Annotated in this window: 14 protein-coding genes; 3 read left to right on the top strand and 11 right to left on the bottom strand. The window is 62.4% G+C overall.

Annotated elements, in window-relative coordinates:
- The first annotated feature begins 197 nt into the window (after positions 1-197).
- Positions 198-1,163, top strand: a complete 966-nt coding sequence (locus tag AWB72_RS02610) for a LysR family transcriptional regulator (protein WP_052450109.1) — start codon at positions 198-200, stop codon at positions 1,161-1,163.
- Here AWB72_RS02610 and AWB72_RS02605 read toward each other — a convergent pair.
- The 6 genes from AWB72_RS02605 to AWB72_RS02580 form a co-directional block, all read right to left on the bottom strand.
- Positions 1,156-4,026: an ATP-binding protein gene (locus tag AWB72_RS02605; RefSeq protein ID WP_342065322.1), complete on the bottom strand. Its 2,871-nt coding sequence runs from the start codon at positions 4,024-4,026 to the stop codon at positions 1,156-1,158. The two genes, AWB72_RS02610 and AWB72_RS02605, sit on opposite strands and share 8 nt — an antisense overlap.
- A 206-nt stretch (positions 4,027-4,232) precedes the next feature.
- Positions 4,233-4,883: a response regulator gene (locus AWB72_RS02600; RefSeq protein ID WP_040053022.1), complete on the bottom strand. Its 651-nt coding sequence runs from the start codon at positions 4,881-4,883 to the stop codon at positions 4,233-4,235.
- A 99-nt stretch (positions 4,884-4,982) separates the two neighbouring features.
- Entirely contained in the window at positions 4,983-5,621 is a 639-nt protein-coding gene (locus AWB72_RS02595) for a response regulator (RefSeq protein WP_040053023.1), read from the bottom strand.
- Positions 5,622-5,787: 166 nt separating this feature from the next.
- Complete coding sequence (locus tag AWB72_RS02590) at positions 5,788-6,480, bottom strand: response regulator (protein WP_280174544.1); 693 nt, start codon at positions 6,478-6,480, stop codon at positions 5,788-5,790.
- A gap of 351 nt (positions 6,481-6,831) precedes the next feature.
- Positions 6,832-7,353 carry a single-stranded DNA-binding protein gene (locus tag AWB72_RS02585; RefSeq protein ID WP_040053025.1) on the bottom strand — a complete coding sequence of 174 codons (522 nt, stop codon included), beginning with the start codon at positions 7,351-7,353 and terminating at the stop codon, positions 6,832-6,834.
- A 121-nt stretch (positions 7,354-7,474) separates the two neighbouring features.
- Positions 7,475-8,677 carry an MFS transporter gene (locus AWB72_RS02580; protein WP_040053026.1) on the bottom strand — a complete coding sequence of 401 codons (1,203 nt, stop codon included), beginning with the start codon at positions 8,675-8,677 and terminating at the stop codon, positions 7,475-7,477.
- Between the two features lie 228 nt (positions 8,678-8,905).
- Here AWB72_RS02580 and uvrA point away from each other — a divergent pair, with 228 nt between their 5' ends.
- Positions 8,906-11,779, top strand: coding sequence for an excinuclease ABC subunit UvrA (uvrA, locus tag AWB72_RS02575; RefSeq protein ID WP_040053027.1), 2,874 nt, complete (start codon positions 8,906-8,908; stop codon positions 11,777-11,779).
- A gap of 86 nt (positions 11,780-11,865) precedes the next feature.
- Complete coding sequence (locus AWB72_RS02570; protein WP_040053028.1) at positions 11,866-12,954, top strand: AI-2E family transporter; 1,089 nt, start codon at positions 11,866-11,868, stop codon at positions 12,952-12,954.
- 82 nt (positions 12,955-13,036) lie between these two features.
- Here AWB72_RS02570 and purU read toward each other — a convergent pair whose 3' ends face one another.
- Genes purU through AWB72_RS02545 form a run of 5 tightly spaced genes read right to left on the bottom strand, consistent with a single transcriptional unit; the run spans position 13,037 to position 18,019 of the window.
- Positions 13,037-13,906, bottom strand: a complete 870-nt coding sequence (purU, locus tag AWB72_RS02565; RefSeq protein ID WP_040053029.1) for a formyltetrahydrofolate deformylase — start codon at positions 13,904-13,906, stop codon at positions 13,037-13,039.
- Positions 13,907-13,936: 30 nt separating this feature from the next.
- On the bottom strand, positions 13,937-14,782 hold the full coding sequence (locus AWB72_RS02560; RefSeq protein WP_040053030.1) for an NUDIX hydrolase: 846 nt from the start codon (positions 14,780-14,782) through the stop codon (positions 13,937-13,939).
- A gap of 3 nt (positions 14,783-14,785) precedes the next feature.
- Positions 14,786-15,400 carry a LysE family translocator gene (locus AWB72_RS02555; protein ID WP_040053031.1) on the bottom strand — a complete coding sequence of 205 codons (615 nt, stop codon included), beginning with the start codon at positions 15,398-15,400 and terminating at the stop codon, positions 14,786-14,788.
- 1 nt (position 15,401) lies between these two features.
- The gene (locus AWB72_RS02550) at positions 15,402-15,968 is read right to left on the bottom strand and encodes an adenine phosphoribosyltransferase (RefSeq protein WP_040053032.1); all 567 of its coding nucleotides are present in this window, start codon (positions 15,966-15,968) and stop codon (positions 15,402-15,404) included.
- A 56-nt stretch (positions 15,969-16,024) separates the two neighbouring features.
- Complete coding sequence (locus AWB72_RS02545) at positions 16,025-18,019, bottom strand: monovalent cation:proton antiporter family protein (protein WP_040053033.1); 1,995 nt, start codon at positions 18,017-18,019, stop codon at positions 16,025-16,027.
- Between the last annotated feature and the right edge of the window lie 120 nt (positions 18,020-18,139).

Genomic DNA, 18,139 nt, shown 5'->3' with positions numbered 1-18,139 from the left:
GTTGCCCAAGCCTGCTTTTTCCGCCCTTAGTTGCGGACATGCGACAGTGGCCTGATAACCACACGCTGCAAGAGTCAGAGTTCTCCGATTACCTTGCACCCGAAAGCTGTCTACCATCGCGCACGCGAGAGCGGCGTTCTTCCGCTCGTTCAACTCAAGGAAACGAGCGCCTGTCCATCGCTCAAAGTTGTCTGTCCATGAATCAACTCCAAGCGATGCGCGTCTTCCTCAAAGTCGCTGAAACCGAATCTTTTGGTCGCGCGGCCGCGGCGCTCGATCTTTCCAACGCAGTCGTCACCCGCTATGTCTCGCTGCTCGAGACGCATCTGAACACTCGCCTGCTCAATCGCACGACACGCAGCGTGTCGTTGACCGAAGCGGGGAAGGCCTACGCCGATGGCTGTCGCGCGGTGATCGAACAGGTCGAGACAATCGAAGCGACAGTAGCGAACAGTTCCGTCGATCCGTCCGGAACACTCAAGCTCGTTGCATCGGCGTCCTTTTCATTGCTGGAGCTGACGCCCATGCTGCGCGCGTTCCGCGAGCGCTATCCGAACGTGAAACTGAAGCTCACGTTGCTGCATCGTCCGGTCGATCTCGTCGACGAAGGCTTCGATGCTGGCATCGTCGTGCCGCATCTCGTCAGCAGCGGCACGCTCATCAATCGCCCGTTGTTCAAAGTCGCGGCGGCGCTCGTCGCATCGCCGGAATATCTGAAGCGGCGCGGCGCGCCTGCGCGTCCCGCTTTGCTTGCAAAGCACGACTTCCTCGCGCCATCGACGGATATTCACAGTTCGACATGGACGTTCATCGGGCCATCGGGAATGCAAGAGGAGGTATCGCTCGATCCGGCCTATACGGTGAACAGTTCGCCGATGCTGCGTCAGGCGGCGATATCGGGCATGGGCATCGCCGTGCTGCCGGAAAGCTATGTGGCGCAAGACATCGAAGCCGGCGCGCTCGTGCGCCTGTTGCCGGCTTATACGATCAAGGATGCCGACAAACAGGTGTCCATCGTCTATCCGGGCCGCCGGCATGTATCCGCGAAGACGCGCTCGTTCGTGGATTTCGCGCTCGCGTATTTCCGCGATCGCGCGCCCGCCGAAGCGGGCCTCGTCGCGATATCCGACTCAAGCGGGATCACGCCCGCCAACGTCACGTAATCGACGCGCCTTGCGCCTCGATGCGCTCCAGCAGTTGCGTGCATCGCGCGATCAATGCGCGGCCTTCGCGCCGCCGGGTTTCCAGGCACTTTTGCGGCAGATCGCGACGGAACGCTTCGAGCGCTTCGATCAAAGGCCGGTACTGCAGCACGCTCACCGCTCCCATCACGCGATGATGCCAGTCGCGCAAATGATCCGTGGTGCCGCGCTCCAGGAGTTGCTCGAGCGTCTTGAGGTCGTCGCTGAAAGACACAACGAATGCATCGAGCAACGCCTTGACGGTCTTTTCGCTTCCCCATAGCTGCGCCATGCCGCTGATGTCGAGCGCGTCGTCGGCATCGGCATTCGTGAGCGCGAGCGGATTGTGGCGTTGCGCTTCGCATCTGTGTTCGGGACGTTGCGGCGCTTTCCAGCGGTTCAAATGCTCGCGCAGCGTGGCGAGACGCGTCGGTTTGATCAGGCAATCGTCCATGCCGGCTTCGCGGCACTTCGCCAGCTCGCTCGAATAGGTGCTCGCGGTGATGGCGAGAATCGGCAAGCGACGCGACGTGCCCTTCTCTTTCGCCCGCACGCGCCGCGCGAGTTCATAGCCGGTCATGTTCGGCATGTGGCAGTCGGTGATCAGGAAACCGTAGCGCGTAGTCTCCAGGGCCGCGAGCGCCTCGACGCCGTCATGCACGACATCGCACGCAAAGCCGAGCAGCGAAAGCTGATGCCGGATCAGTTCCTGATTCACCGGATGATCTTCCGCGACCAGCACGAGCCGTCCGCTGCGTAGCGCGTCATCGCGATTGGGCGCCTCCAGTTTCGCTTCCCGGCCGAGCGTCGCATTCACCGCGACCTGCGGCATGCCGGTCAGCGCAGCCACGCACGCCGCGCCGAGGCCGCGCCACGACAGCGGGTTCACGCTCACGCGGATGTCGTCGTCGAGAATGCGATAGCCCGTCGGCTTCGGCTTCTCCGTCACGTGGATCACCCGCGAGCCGAGCGGCAGGCCATCGTTGCGCGTGTCGCTGAAGAAGACGAGATCGACGCCGTCGAATGTATCGAGCAGACGCAGGCGCGGATCGTTCGGCGCGATGCGCTCAAGATCCACGCCGAGCGCCTTGCCGTAGTTGGTCAGCGCCTTCGCGACGGCGTCGTCGTCGACCGCCACGATGCCTCGCCTGCCGCGCAAGCCCTCCATGTGGTACTGCTGCGTTTCGACGGACATCGTGAGCCGCAGCGTCATCGACGTGCCGACGCCCACTTCGCTTCGAAGCGTGAGCGTGCCGCCCATCAACGCGACGAGCCGGTTGCAGATGGTGAGCCCGAGGCCGGTTCCGCCGAAGCGCCGCGTGATCGACGTCTCCGCCTGCACGAACGGCTCGAACAGCTTGTCCTGCACTTCCGGATCGATGCCGATTCCCGTATCCGTCACGCGCATTTCGATCACTTGCCCGGAAGCCGTCTCTTCGACCGCGCGCACGTGCAGCGAGACTTCGCCCTTGATGGTGAACTTGATCGCGTTGCTCATCAGATTGAAGAGAATCTGACGCAGACGCACGCTGTCGCCGCGAAGGCTGGCTGCGACTTCGGGCGCCACATCCACGCGCACGCGCAAGCCTTTCTCGTGCGCGCGCCCGGCGAGCAGGCCGACCGAGTTGTCGACCAGTTCGCGCAGGTCTATCGGTGTCGATTCGATGGTCAAGCGGCCCGCCTCGATCTTGGTGTAGTCCAACAGGTCGTCGAGAATCTGCAGCAGCGCGCTCGCCGAGTCCTGAATCATGCCGAGCATCTGCGACTGATCGGGATTCAGCGGCGTATTCTCGAACACTTCGACGAGCCCGAGCACGCCATTCATCGGCGTGCGAATTTCGTGGCTCATCATGGCGAGGAAGTCGTCCTTTGCGCGCGACGCCGCTTCTGCCGCGTCCCGCGCGCGCGCCAGTTCTTCGGCCCGCGCATGGTCGACGGTCGCGTCGGCCCAATAGCCGCTCCAGACGACCGCGCCCGCATCCTCCCGATGCGCGACCAGATCGGCGCGAATCCAGCGCGTCACGCCTTTTACGGTCGCGCGGAATTCGGTATGCACCGGCTCGAGCGTGCGCGACGATGCTTCGATTTCCGCGAGCAGGCGCATGCTGTCGTCGGCATCGACGTGACTCAGGACATTGATCGGTTCGTCGGCGAACGCGGCGAGATCGAGGCCGAGCAACTGCCGGGTATCGCCATTGAGGTAGGGAAGGCTGTATCGCCCGTTGCCTGCGCGACGCAACTGGAACACGACCGCAGGCAAGGAACGCGTGACGTCGTGAAGCCGCTGTTCGGTGCGGCGCGCGCGCAATTCGGCGTCGCGGATATCGGTGATGTCGATCATCGTTCCCACGACGCCCGCGCGCTCGCCATTGGACGCGGCGAATGCACCGGTCCAGAAGAGGCCACAGCGGGAACGGCCGTGATTGTCCACGAACTCCGCTTCGACCTCGTGCCGCCTGCCCGTTTCGAGCGTGGCCGCGGCGATATCGTTCAAGCGTCGGCTATTCGCCTCGCCCCACGGGGCGGCTTCCAGGCTAGTCCGGCCGATGATCTGCTCGCGCCGCACGCCGAGCACCTCCTCGAATGCGCGATTCACGGCGATGTAGCGATTGTTCATATCTTTCGCGACGAGCGGATACGGCACCACTTCCATCATCGTTTGCTGAAAGCTGAGCTGGGTCGCGAGGCGCTGTTCGATCACGATGCGACGCTTCACTTCGCGCTGCAGAAGAACGTAGGCGCGCAGCGTCACGCCGAGAATCGCGGCCACGCCGATGAGCACGGGCAGCAAGCGAAGCGCGCCGATGGTCCAATGGCTATCCGGCGTCTCGGCATGGGCCGTCACTGCAAAGCACACCGGAGGCAGGAGAACACAAAGCAGGAACCAGCAGCGCGTCAGCAACGATTTCAATTCGACTCTCTCATCACGGCGGACCGTCGAAAATCGTCTCGACGGTAACCTTAAGAGTCTGACCTTCGGTGTAGGCGAGGAAAATCGGAGACGTCTTAAATGCGTCTTAAGTTATGCTGAAAAGTAGGCATTCAACGCGTTCAGACAAGGCCGATTTGCCGCAGATATTCGACGAGTTCGGCCTCCGTTTCGAGGCCTAGCTTGCGCATGCCGCTGCGTTTCTGAGTGGCGATGGTTTTGCTGCTTCGGCCGAAGCGTTTGGCGATATCTCGAATCAGAAGGCCGCTCGCGTAGAGCCGGAACACCTCCCATTCCCGCCTGCTTAGCACGCCGGCGCGCGCGGGAGCGTTATCCGGCAGACAGCTCACGGCTTGCGCAGCCGATGGCGACAGGAAGCGGCCGCCGTTTCGAGTGACGGAAACCGCTTCGAAGAGGGATTCGAGGGAATCGCGCTTGTCGATGATCGCATCGATTCCTAATTGGAGCAGCCCCGCGAGCATGCGGCTGTGGGAAATCATCGTCACGACGATCACCTTGGGGCGTTTTTCCTGCCGAGACAAACGTCTGAGAAAGGCGATGGAATTGCTCTCGCCGTCCATGCCGCACATTCCGATGTCCGTGAAAATATAATCGCATGGCGACGAGTGAAGCGCTTCGGCCAATTGAAGTGTATTTTCGGCGGTAGCGACGACTTCGATTGTGCCGTCTCTTTCCAAAAACGTTTTGATTCCTTTTACTACTGCGGAATGGTCGTCCGCAACGATGGCCCTAAGCGCTGCTTTTATTTGCATATTCTTATTGATTTATCTTTATTACCGAGGAAGTCTGAACCTCGTTTTACCTGCCGCCTCCCGAAGGCCGGTATCCCTGCCTGATTACAATTTCCTCCTTCAACTCAAATCGCTGTCTGCGATAAAGCGATATAGATCCGCGTCCGTGGAAAGTTCGAGCTTTCTCATCGCGGCGCATTTTTGCGCGCTGATTGTCTTTACGCTGCGGTTCAATTCCTTCGCGATTTCCGTGACGTTCGCGCCGCGCGCATAGCGCTCGATGACTTCCAGCTCGCGCCCCGTAAGGCGTTGCCGAATGAAGCGCGCGCGGCTTTCGACGTTGGCCTCGGCGAGCGTGCGGCGAATGGCGGGCCCGAGATAGGTTTCGTTCGCGATGGCCGAGACGATGGCCACGTACAACAGGTCGAGCCGGTCTTCCTTGCTGAGGAAAGCATGCGCGCCGGCTTCGAGCGCCTGTTTGACGAGCGCGGCGTTATCGGCGCGCGACAGCACCACGATGCGGACCCCCGGATAGCAGGCCGCGATATGCTGGATCAGTTCGACGCCGTCGCCGTAGCGGCCGCCCGGCATGTAAAAATCGATGATGGCGACGTCGCATTCGTTCCGGGCAAGCGACTCTTCCAGTTGCGTCGAATCCGCGCTTCGACTGACCACTTCCGCGTTCGGAAAATTAGCGGCGAGCCGTTCGATTGCAAGAATAACGAGCGGATGGTCGTCCGCTATGGCCAATCTCGTCATGTTTCTGTGCGAGAAGACTTGGCTTCCGTTCCCCGATACCATCGATTCATACCCCGACGCGTTGTGCAAACTCAAATCTGACCTAGATCCCGAGTCACAAGCATCGGATATTGAAACCTCAAAAGACATAAGATGCATCCTAAATCAAAATGACGCACCCGGAGATTCAGCCGAGTCCCTGAGCCCTTACAAACGCAAACAAACCAGGATCGTTTCGTACACCGAGCTTATTCATCGCGTCGCGCTTCTGACGACTGATGGTGCGCACGTCGCGCTCGAGTTCCTTGGCGATCTCGGTAATCGATCGGCCCTTTGCGAACAGCGTCACCACTTCGAGTTCCCTTGGCGAAAGGCGCGGCGGCTCGGGTGAAAAGTCCGCCTCGGTGCCTGCCTCGGCGAGGGCGGCGACGAAAGACGCGCTGACATACCGGCGCCCGACGCTCGTATGGCGCACAGCGCCGGGAACGAGTTCGATGGGTTCGGCCTTGTTGACGAGACTCATCGCGCCCGCGTTCAAGATGGAGCGCAGAATCGCGACATTGCTCACGCTCGTCAGAACCACGATGCCGACGTCCGGCCAGTCCTGCCTGACCTTGCGAATGAGCCGCAAGCCGTCGTTGGCGCTCAGCCCGGGTTCGGGCATGGCGAAATCGGTGACCAATACGTCACAAGGAGTCTTCGCGAGCTGAACGAGCAAGGTGCTTGCGTTCGTCGCTTCGCCGACCACGTCCAGTCCATCATCGGCGTCAAACAGCGCCTTCATCCCAAGCAGTACGAAGGGATGGTCGTCAGCCAATACTACGCGAAGCTTCAAATGACCCCCGGCTATATGTGATATTGGGCGATTATCTCGCGGCAAGCCCGGCAGCGAAAGCCTAATTAACTCAGACGGTTCGCATTGTCATTTACCGGCGGCGAGACACACCGATTTGCTGCAATAACATCGCAAGGAATATTTGCCTCAATCAATTTCAGATGACTCTAGGCAAATAATTCGCTTCCGCTTGACCCGGTTTAACTCATGAAACGTATGGCACGAAAAAAGCCGCGCCCATAGGACAAGTCCGATTAGAACTAAATTGATTAATTGCTAAATAGCAGCATAATTCGGCACAACAGACAATTCTCAACGACGATTACACGAGACATAAAAAATGGGTCTCCAGCCAATGACCGGAGACCCATTTGTAAGTCCAAGCAAATGTCTGCTTCAGAACGGGATATCGTCGTCCATGTCGTCGAAACCGCCGCCCGCAGGCGCGCTCGGACGGCTCGAACCGCCGCCCGCGCCACCGCCGCTCGCACGGCCGCCGCCCGCAGGCGCGCGTCCGCCGCCGCCCGAGCGATCCATCGGTGCGCTGCGGCTGTAGCCACCGTCGTCGCCGGAACTCGCGCCGCCGCGCCCGCCCAGCATCTGCATTTGATCCGCGACGATTTCAGTCGAATAGCGCTCTTGCCCCGACTGATCGGTCCATTTGCGCGTGCGAATGCGTCCCTCGATATAAACGGACGAACCCTTCTTCAGGTATTCGTTGACGATCTCCGCGAGCCGCCCGAAGAAGGAAACACGATGCCACTCCGTGAGTTCCTTCATTTCCCCGGACGCTTTGTCCTTGTAGCGGTCGGTCGTTGCCAGGCGAATGTTTGCCACGGCGTCGCCGCTCGGGAGGTAGCGCGTTTCCGGGTCCGCGCCCAGATTGCCTACGAGAATGACCTTGTTGACAGATGCCATGATTTCTCCGGTTTGATCCTTGCCTACTGTCAGCCGTACGGCGCTTTTCGAACTGGGCTTTCCGCCGAGGAAAGCTCGAAAAGTACCGCGCTGACTCAAATTCGAATGATTGAAAGTTTTTTCAAGCCGCACGTCCGGCTTTGCGCGGCGGCGGTTTCATCCACGCCGCCACGATGAGCCACGCCAGCACCAGCGCCGAACACGAGAAAAACACCGCGCTCGGCCCGTCCGCCTTCAGAAGCCAGCCGCCGATGACCCCGCCGAGCGCGAGCCCGATGGACTGAGTCGTGTTGTACACGCCCGCCGCCGCGCCCTTGCGCGTGCCCGGCGCGAGTTTCGACACCAGCGACGGCTGCGACGCCTCGAGCACGTTGAAGCCCAGGAAGTACACGAAAAGAATCGCGGCCACGGACCATAGCGTATGGGGAGCGGCGCCCAATAACAACTGTCCGATCAGGATAAGCCCGATTGCACCCAGCATGACCGCTTTCATCTTCCCGCGCTTCTCGGCGGCGATGATGGCCGGGACCATCATGACGAAAGCGAGCGCCATGACCGGCAGGTAGATTTTCCAGTGCGACGCGACCGGCAGCCCGCCCGCCTCCAGAATGCGCGGCACGACAAGAAAGAGCGCGGTCTGCGTCGCGTGCAGCACGAGCACGCCGAAGTTCAGACGCAGCAATTCGACGTTGTGAAGCACTTCGGCGAATGGCGCCTTGACGTGGACCGGATGCATCGGCGGATCGGGGACGATCCACAGCACCACGCCGACCGCGACGATCGACAGCACGCCGATCACCGTGAAAAGTCCGCTCATGCCGACCCAGTGGAACACGATCGGCGCGCCGACGATCGCCACCGCGAACGATACGCCGATACTGCCGCCGACCATCGCCATGGCTTTCGTGCGATTTTCCTCTTGCGTCAGGTCCGCGATGAACGCGATCACCGCCGACGACACCGCGCCCATCCCTTGAATCACGCGTCCGGCGATGATCCACGCCATCGAGTGCCCGATCGCCGCGACGAAGCTGCCGAGCGCGAAGACCAGCAGCCCGAACGCGATTACCGGCTTGCGCCCGAGTTTGTCGGAGATCCAGCCGTAAAAAATATAGAGCATCGACTGCGTGACGCCGTACGCGCCTAGCGCGATGCCGACGAGCAGCACGTTGTCGCCGCCGGGAATCGTTTTCGCGTAGATGGAAAACACCGGCATGATCATGAACAGACCGAGCATGCGCAGCGCGAAGATGGCAGCGAGCGACACGGTCGCGCGCAACTCCGGCGCGGAGAGACGTGTGGACGTGGCAGACGGATTGGACATCAGAAACGGGATATGGATGAGGGTCGCGTCTCGCCCGGCCTGTTGGACGCCAGGCGCGGCCGGCTTGTTCTTGCTCGAAACGGCACTATATGAGACGGACGGCTCGAGGCGCGCCTGCTCTCAGGCGCCCGTCCGCGGTACCCGGCGCGCGGGCGCCGCACCCTGCAAAAGTCGTTATAGTAGCAGGTTTGGCCCTACTCCTTTCCCGCTCCCCGCCGGAACAAACTCGTGGAAGAAATTCGCATTCGTGGGGCTCGCACCCACAATTTGAAGAACGTCAGTCTCGACTTGCCGCGTCACAAGCTGATCGTGATTACGGGGTTGTCCGGGTCGGGCAAGTCGTCGCTCGCGTTCGATACGCTGTACGCCGAAGGCCAGCGCCGCTACGTCGAAAGTCTCTCGGCTTATGCCCGGCAATTCCTGCAATTGATGGAAAAGCCGGATGTCGATCTGATCGAAGGGCTGTCGCCGGCCATTTCGATCGAGCAGAAGGCGACGTCGCACAATCCGCGTTCGACGGTCGGCACCGTCACCGAGATTCACGATTATCTGCGTCTCCTGTACGCGCGCGTCGGCACGCCGTATTGTCCCGACCATCTGATTCCGCTCGAAGCGCAAAGCGTCTCGCAAATGGTCGACGCCGCGCTCGCGCGGCCCGAAGAAACGAAGCTGATGATCCTCGCGCCCGTGGTCGCCGACCGCAAGGGCGAGCACGCGGAGCTCTTCGAGGAAATGCAGGCGCAGGGTTTCATCCGCTTTCGCATCCGCTCGGGCGGCGGCACGGCGAACGAAGGCGTCGCGAAAATCTATGAAGTCGATACGCTGCCGAAGCTCAAGAAGAACGACAAGCACACGATCGACGTCGTGATCGACCGCCTGAAAGTGCGGCCGGACATGAAGCAGCGACTCGCGGAATCGTTCGAAACGGCGCTGCGCCTGGCCGATGGCCGCGCGATCGCGCTCGAAATGGACACGGACCACGAGAAGCTCTTCAGCTCGAAGTTCGCGTGCCCGATCTGCTCGTATTCGCTGCCCGAACTCGAGCCGCGCCTGTTCTCGTTCAACAATCCGATGGGCGCGTGCCCCGAATGCGACGGCCTCGGCCAGATCACGTTCTTCGATCCGAAGCGCGTGGTCGCGCATCCGTCGCTTTCGCTGGCGGCGGGCGCGGTCAAGGGCTGGGACCGGCGCAACCAGTTTTACTTCCAGATGCTGCAAAGCCTCGCGGCGTTCTACGACTTCGACATCGAAGCGCCGTTCGAGGACTTGCCGGAAAAAGTGCGCAAGACACTGCTGTACGGCTCGGGCAAGCAGTCGATTCCGTTCTCGTACATCAACGAGCGCGGGCGCGCGTCGGTCCGCGAGCATGCGTTCGAAGGCATCATCCCGAATCTGGAGCGGCGTTATCGCGAGACGGATTCCGCCGCCGTGCGCGAAGAACTCGCGAAATATCAGAACAATCAGCCGTGCCCGACCTGCGACGGCACGCGCTTGCGACGTGAAGCGCGCTTCGTCAAAGTCGGCGCGGGCGATCACGCGCGCGGCATATATGAGATCAGCGGCTGGCCGCTGCGAGACACGCTCGGCTACTTCCAGACGCTGCGGCTCGAAGGCGCGAAGGCCGAAATCGCCGACAAGGTCGTGAAGGAAATCGTCGCGCGGCTGTCGTTCCTGAATAACGTCGGGCTGGATTACCTGTCGCTGGAACGCAGCGCCGAGACGCTTTCGGGCGGCGAGGCGCAGCGCATCCGGCTCGCGTCGCAGATCGGCTCGGGGCTGACCGGCGTGATGTACGTGCTCGACGAACCATCGATCGGCCTGCATCAGCGCGACAACGACCGCCTGATCGATACGCTCAAGCATCTGCGCGATATCGGCAATTCGGTGATCGTCGTCGAGCACGACGAGGACATGATTCGCATGGCGGATTATGTGGTCGATATGGGGCCGGGCGCGGGCGAGCACGGCGGCGTGATCGTCGCTCAGGGCACGCCCACTCAGGTGCAGAAAGACCCGAACTCGATCACCGGGCAATATTTGTCGGGCAAGCGCACGATCAGTTATCCGGAAAAGCGCAACACGCCGGACGATCGGCGGCTGCGCATCGTCGAGGCGCACGGCAACAATCTGAAGCGCGTGACGCTCGATCTGCCCGTCGGACTGTTGACGTGCGTGACCGGCGTTTCCGGATCGGGCAAGTCGACGCTCATCAACGACACGCTCCAGCACGCGGTCGCGCAGCATTTGTATGGCTCGTCGACGGAGCCGGCGCCGTATGAATCGATCGAAGGCCTCGAGCACTTCGACAAGGTGATCGCCGTCGATCAATCGCCGATCGGCCGCACGCCGCGCTCGAATCCGGCCACGTACACGGGCCTGTTCACGCCCATCCGCGAGCTGTTCGCCGGCGTGCCGGCCGCGAAGGAACGCGGTTACGAGGCGGGCCGCTTCTCGTTCAACGTGAAGGGCGGACGCTGCGAAGCCTGTCAGGGCGACGGCGTGCTGAAGGTCGAGATGCACTTCCTGCCGGACGTGTACGTTCCTTGCGACGTGTGCCACGGGAAGCGCTACAACCGCGAGACGCTCGACATCCAGTACAAGGGCAAGAACATCAGCGAGGTGCTCGACTTGACGGTCGAAGCCGCGCACGAGTTCTTCAAGCCGGTGCCAGTGGTCGCGCGCAAGCTGAAGACGCTGCTCGATGTCGGTCTCGGCTATATCCGGCTCGGCCAGTCGGCGACGACGCTTTCGGGCGGCGAGGCGCAGCGCGTCAAGCTCTCGCTGGAACTGAGCAAGCGCGATACCGGTCGGACGCTCTATATCCTCGACGAACCGACGACCGGCCTGCACTTCCACGACATCGCGCTCTTGCTCGAAGTGATTCACCGGCTGCGCGATCAGGGCAACACGGTGGTCATCATCGAGCATAATCTCGACGTGATCAAAACCGCCGACTGGGTCATCGATCTCGGTCCGGAAGGCGGCGCGGGCGGCGGGCAGATCATCGCGCAGGGGACGCCGGAGCAGGTCGCGAAGTCGAAGGCGAGCTTTACCGGCAGGTATCTGGCGCCCTTGCTGCAGCGTCCGAAATCGGCGGCGTGACGCCGGCGGCGTGCGGCACCATATAGAAAGCCGCGCGCCGCGGCACGTACAACCGTAGCATCCAGCAGCGATAAGGGAACGCAGTCATGGCGAAGCGCAACGAAGCGGCCAACGAGGAGCGACGCGTACGGGATTTGCCCGCGCGCCCCGTCAGGCTGACGAGCGACATGAGCATGCCCAAGCTCCCGGCGGTGGAGATCGGCAGCTATATCGTGGCGTTCCTCGCGATGTTCCTCGTGCTGCACCTGAAGCTGCTCGGCGCGCTGCTCGCGGGCATGCTGGTGTTCCAGCTCGTGCACATGATCGCGCCGGTCATCGAGCGTCACGTGATGAGCAAGGGCGCGCGGCTGATTTCGGTCGTTCTGATATCGGCGATCATCATCGGCGGGCTGACGGGCGCGACCGTCGCGACCATCGAGCATTTCGAACGCGACGTCCCCAGCATGCAGAAGCTGCTGGATCAGCTGATGACGATCACCTCGCATGCGCGGCTGCGCGTGCCGGACTGGATCGCGAGTTACCTTCCTGTCGATGCCGGCCAGATGAAGGAACGCGCCGCCGACCTCATGCACAGGCACGCCGAGCAGCTTCAGCAAGGCGGACGCGAGATGGCGCGCGGCTTCGGGCATATTCTGATTGGCATGATCATCGGCGCGATCATCGCGGTGGGCGTGCCGAAGCACACGCATCGTCTGCCGCTTTCGACGGCGCTCGTCACGCGCGTCTCGCGCTTCTCGGACGCGTTCCGGCGCATCGTGTTCGCGCAGATCAAGATTTCCGCGATCAACGCAATGTTCACCGCGCTCTATCTGCTGGTCGCGCTGCCGATTTTCCACGAACGCCTGCCGCTCTCGAAGACGCTCGTGCTGATCACGTTCATCGTCGGGCTGCTGCCGGTGATCGGCAATCTCATTTCGAACACGATCATCGTCGGCATCTCGCTTTCGGTGTCGTTCGGCACGGCGGTCGCGTCGCTCGGGTTTCTCATCGTCATCCACAAGCTCGAATACTTCCTGAACGCGCGGATCATCGGCGGACAAATCGAGGCGCGCGCGTGGGAACTGCTCCTCGCGATGCTCGCGATGGAAGCCGCATTCGGCCTGCCGGGCGTGATCGCCGCGCCCATTTTCTATGCCTACATCAAGCGCGAGCTGATCTACTTGCGGCTCGTGTGAGCGTTGACCCGCGCCAAAAACAAAACCCGCTGGCTTGCGAAACCAGCGGGTTTTCTTTTGAACCGATCCGGCGACGGGCGCTTTAGCGAAACACGACCGTCTTGCTTCCGTTCAGCACGATGCGATGCTCCACGTGCCACTTCACCGCGCGCGCGAGCGTCACGCATTCCACATCGCGGCCGATGGCCGTCAGTTGATCCGGCGTCATGCTGTGGTCCACGCGCTCCACTTCCTGCTCGATGATCGGACCTTCGTCGAGATCCGTCGTCACGTAATGCGCGGTCGCGCCGATCAGCTTCACGCCGCGATCGAACGCCTGGTAGTACGGCTTCGCGCCCTTGAAGCTCGGCAGGAACGAATGATGGATGTTGATCGCGCGGCCGGCGAGCTTGTCGCACATCTCGGGCGACAGAATCTGCATGTAGCGCGCGAGCACGACGAGATCCGTCTCGTGCTGGTCGATGATCTCCATCACGCGCGCTTCCTGTGCGGCCTTGCCTCCCGGCGTCGCGTTCATGAGCGGCAGATGATGGAACGGAATGTCGTAACTCGCGGCGAGCTGATAAAAATCCTTGTGATTCGACACGATCGCCGGAATCTCGATCGGCAACTGGCCGGTGCGATAGCGGAACAGCAGATCGTTCAGGCAATGGCCGATCTTCGACACCATGATGACCACGCGCGGCTTCACCGATGCGTCGTGCAATTCCCATTGCATGCCGAATTCATCGGCGAGCGCGGCGAACGAGCGGCGCAGCGCGTCGAGGCCCGGATCGCCGCCCACCTCCTGAAAATGAACCCGCATGAAGAACTCGCCGGTGCGGCTGTCGCCGAACTGCGCGGAATCGAGAATGTTCGCGCCGAGATCGAACAGGAAACCGGACACGGCATGCACGATTCCCGGACGGTCCGGGCACGACAACTTCAGGATGAAACTATGTTCGGTCGACATGAACCGGTCACTCCTTGCTTATTCATTTGTTCAGTGCTGCGGCGGCTCACGGAGCGCGGCGATTCCTTCGCACGCGTCCTCGTCGATCCATCGATGGCGCAGCAGGGAATCGAGCGTGGCGAGGCTCGCGTCGACGGTCAGCTCGCCTTCTTCTATCCAGCGCGCGACCTCGTCGATGCGCGCGAGGCGGTGCTCGCCGACTTCGCCGTCCTGATTGCGCGGCACGAAGTCTTCGGGCAATAGCACGTCATAGACGAAGAGCTGCTCGGCCTGCGTGCCTTCGGGCACGGATTGCAGCACATGGAAGATGCCGCCCGGCCTGGCCGTCGATGCCAGTTCCGCGCTCATGCCGGCCTCTTCCCAGCATTCCTTCACGAGCGTCGGCTCGATACCCATTCCCCAGCCGATGCCGCCCGCCACGACGTTGTCGAGCATGCCGGGATCGGTTGCCTTCGTTTCGCTGCGGCGCGCGATCCACAACTGCGGCGCGCTATCTCGATATTTTACGATGCCGTTCAGATGCACCGCGTACGTCATCGTGCCGAAGAAGCGCGAAGCCGCGCGCTCGATGAACGCGAGCGGCGCGGCGTCGAAGTGATTGCGGATCGCGTAGATCTCGTCGCGCCAGCCGGGGATCTTGCCGTCGGCATGAAGCGAGCCGATGACCGCCGCGAGCGCGGCCGTGCGCGCATCGACTGCGTCGAGCGAGCGGCTTAGCTGCACGGCATCCGCGCCGATATCGAAGACGTCCGGCCAGCGCGCGAGCAACGCGACGTCCGTCTTGCGGATCCAGCCGACGCGTTCATCGCCGATAAAGAACGGCGCGTGCGCGGAAGCGTCGAAGCGGCGGGCGGCGATGATCGCGGGCAACGTCATGGATCAATCCTTCAACGCGACGCGAAGCCCGAGCGCGATGAACGTCACGCCCGCGAGCCGATCGAGCCACACGCCGACGCGCGGACGGCGCTTCAGCCACGCGCCGATCATGCCCGCGCCGAAGCCGAACATCGAAAACACGACGACGGTCTGCAACATGAACAAGGCGCCGAGTTCGAACATTTGCAGCATGACGCTTTGCGAGCCGTGCGGATCGACGAACTGCGGCAGGAACACGATGAAGAACAGCGTGACTTTCGGATTCAGCAGATTGCCGATCACGCTCTGGCGAAACACCGTGGAAAGCGGCTGGCGCGGACGTTCGTGCGCGGTCGCGAGTCCGTGACTGCGGAGCGCCTTTATGCCGATCCACACGAGATACGCCGCGCCCGCAAGTTTCACCGCCTGAAACGCGAGCGGCGACGAGCGCAGCAACGCGGCGACGCCGAGCGCGGCGAGCGTCGTATGGAAAATCACGCCACACGCGAAGCCGAGTGCGGCGACCACGCCCGCGAGGCGTCCTTGCGAGATGCCGCGCGCGAGCACTTGCAGATTGTCGGGGCCGGGCGCGATGGTGATCGCGATCGATGTCGCGAGGAAAAGCAGGAAGTTCGGCATGTCAGTGTCCAGCGAATTCACACACGGTAAAGAGCGGCAGGCCGCCGTCGCGCAGCAGTTTCGAACCGCCGAGATCGGGAAGATCGATGATCGCCGCCGCCTCGACGACTTCCGCGCCGAGCCGCTCCAGCAGTATCTTGCCGGCCATCATCGTGCCGCCGGTGGCGACGAGATCATCGACGATCACGACGCGATCGCCGGGCTTGCACGCATCCTCGTGAATTTCGACGGTCGCGCTGCCGTACTCCAGTTCATACGACTGCGACAAAGTTTTATACGGCAGCTTGCCCTTCTTGCGGATCGGCACGAAGCCCAGGCTCAGTTCGTACGCGAGAATCGGCCCGATGATGAAACCGCGCGCATCCATGCCGGCGATCACATTCACGTTCGCGTCGATGTAACGCTGCACGAAAAGATCGATCAGCGTACGCAACGCGCGGCGGTCCTGCAGCACGGGCGTGATATCGCGAAACTGCACGCCGGGCTGCGGCCAGTCCTCGACCGTGCGCACGCGTTCCTTGATGAAGCGAGCGGCATCGGACGAGGCGCTCGAAGAGATATGGGACATGACTTCTCCGTGAAACCCGCGCTGTGAGGCCGCGCGCCGCCTGGATCAAGTGGTGATTACGCCGCCCGCCGGTTGCGCGAGAGCCGTTCCTCGGCAAGCGCCAGCACTTCGGGCAGCCCGCGCAGCACGACGATATCGTGTGCGCGCAACTTCGTTTCGGGGTCGGGTTCGACGCCCCGGATGCCGTGACGCCGGATCGCGGTCACCTCGACACCATTGCCGACGAGCCCGAGATCGTCGAGCGAGTGGCCGACGGCGTCCGATTTTTCGTCGATGGGTACGGATTGTAGCCGCACCTGCTCGTGGCCATCGTCGTCGTCGACGTCGTCGGCGCCGTGGAAGTAGCCGCGCAGCAGGCTGTAACGCGCGTCGCGCATTTCCTCGACACGGCGCACCACGCGGCGCATCGGCACGCCCATCAGCACGAGCGTGTGAGACGCGAGCATCAGGCTGCCTTCGACGATCTCCGGAATCACTTCCGTCGCGCCCGCCGCCGTCAGCTTTTCGAGATCGGCGTCGTCGACGGTGCGCACGATCACGGGCAGCGTCGGCGCCAGTTCGTGGATGTTGTGCAGCACGCGCATCGCGGACGGCGTGTTCGCGTACGTGATCGCGACCGTCGCCGCGCGATTCAGGCCCGCCGCGAGCAGCGACTCGCGCCGCCCGGCATCGCCGAATACGACCGATTCGCCCGCCGCCGCCGCCGCCGCGACGCGATCCGGGTCCAGGTCGAGCGCCACGTACGAAATGCCTTCCTGCTCAAGCATCCGCGCGAGGTTCTGCCCGGCGCGCCCGTAACCGCAGATAATCACGTGGCCGCTTTGCTTCAGGCTTTGCGTCGCGATCTTCGTCATTTGCAGCGATTGCAGCATCCATTCCGTCGACGACAACCGCAGCACGATCCGATCCGCGTTCTGAATGATGAACGGCGCGGCGAGCATCGAAAGCAGCATCGCGGAAAGCAGCGCCTGGAGAATGGTCGGATCGACGAGATGCGAGTCCAGAATCAGGTTCAAGAGCACGAAGCCGAACTCGCCCGCCTGCGCGAGGCCCAAGCCCGTGCGCATTGCGACGCCCGGCGGCGAGCCGAACGCGCGCGCGAGTCCGGTCACGATGACCGCTTTCAGCAGAATCGGCACGACGAAGAACGCGAGTACGAGGAACGGATGCTCCCAGATCACGCGCGGATTCAGCAGCATGCCGGTCGTCACGAAAAAGAGGCCGAGCAGCACGTCGCGGAACGGCTTGATGTCCTCTTCCACCTGATGCCGATACGGCGTTTCCGCGATCAGCATCCCGGCGATGAACGCGCCGAGTGCGAGCGACAGCCCGAACTTGTCGGTGATGTACGCCGCGCCGAGCGTGACCAGCAGCAGGTTGAGCATGAAAAGCTCTTGCGAGCGGCGGCGCGCAACGAGATCGAACCAGCGCGTCATGAACTTCTGGCCGATGAAGAGCAGCACCGTCAACGCGACGACGATCTTCACCGCCGCGATGCCGAGCCACATCGCGAGCTGCGACGAATTGCCGTTGGCGAACGCCGCGATGATGATGAGCAGCGGCACCACCGCGAGATCCTGGAACAGCAGCACGCCGAAGATGTTTCGGCCGTGCTCCGATTCCAGTTCCAGCCGCTCGGCGAGCAGCTTGCTGACGATCGCCGTCGACGACATGGACAGCGCGCCGCCGAGCGCGAAGCTCGCCTGCCAGGACATCGGCATCCAGAAATGCGCGATCCAGCCGAACAGCAGCGCGAGCACGATGGTCGCGCCGACCTGGCTCGCGCCGAGGCCGAAGACGATGCGCCGCATCGACCGCAACTTGGCGAGCGAGAATTCGAGACCGATGGAGAACATCAGGAACACCACGCCGAATTCGGCGAGATGCTGGGCCTGCTCGGCATCGGGCGCGATACCGGCGGCGTGCGGACCTACGATGATGCCAACCGCCAGATAGCCGAGCATGGGCGGCAGGTTGAAGAAGCGAAATATCACGACGCCTGCCACCGAACACAGCAGCAACAGCAGCGTCAATTCCAGCGGAGAGGTCATCCGTCCAGCGTCCTCGTTCGTCAGTTTTCCGAAACGCGCTCGTCGCGCGATCGGCGTCTTGAAAAGCCCCTGTCGCCAGGGGTTGCGGGGGGCGGAGAGAAGGCCGCGCGCCACGCTCCG

The organism is Caballeronia concitans, assembly GCF_001544615.1.
Lineage (GTDB): Bacteria > Pseudomonadota > Gammaproteobacteria > Burkholderiales > Burkholderiaceae > Caballeronia > Caballeronia concitans.
Note: the sequence above shows the minus strand (reverse complement) of the source record. Positions and strands in the feature narration are given on the sequence as shown.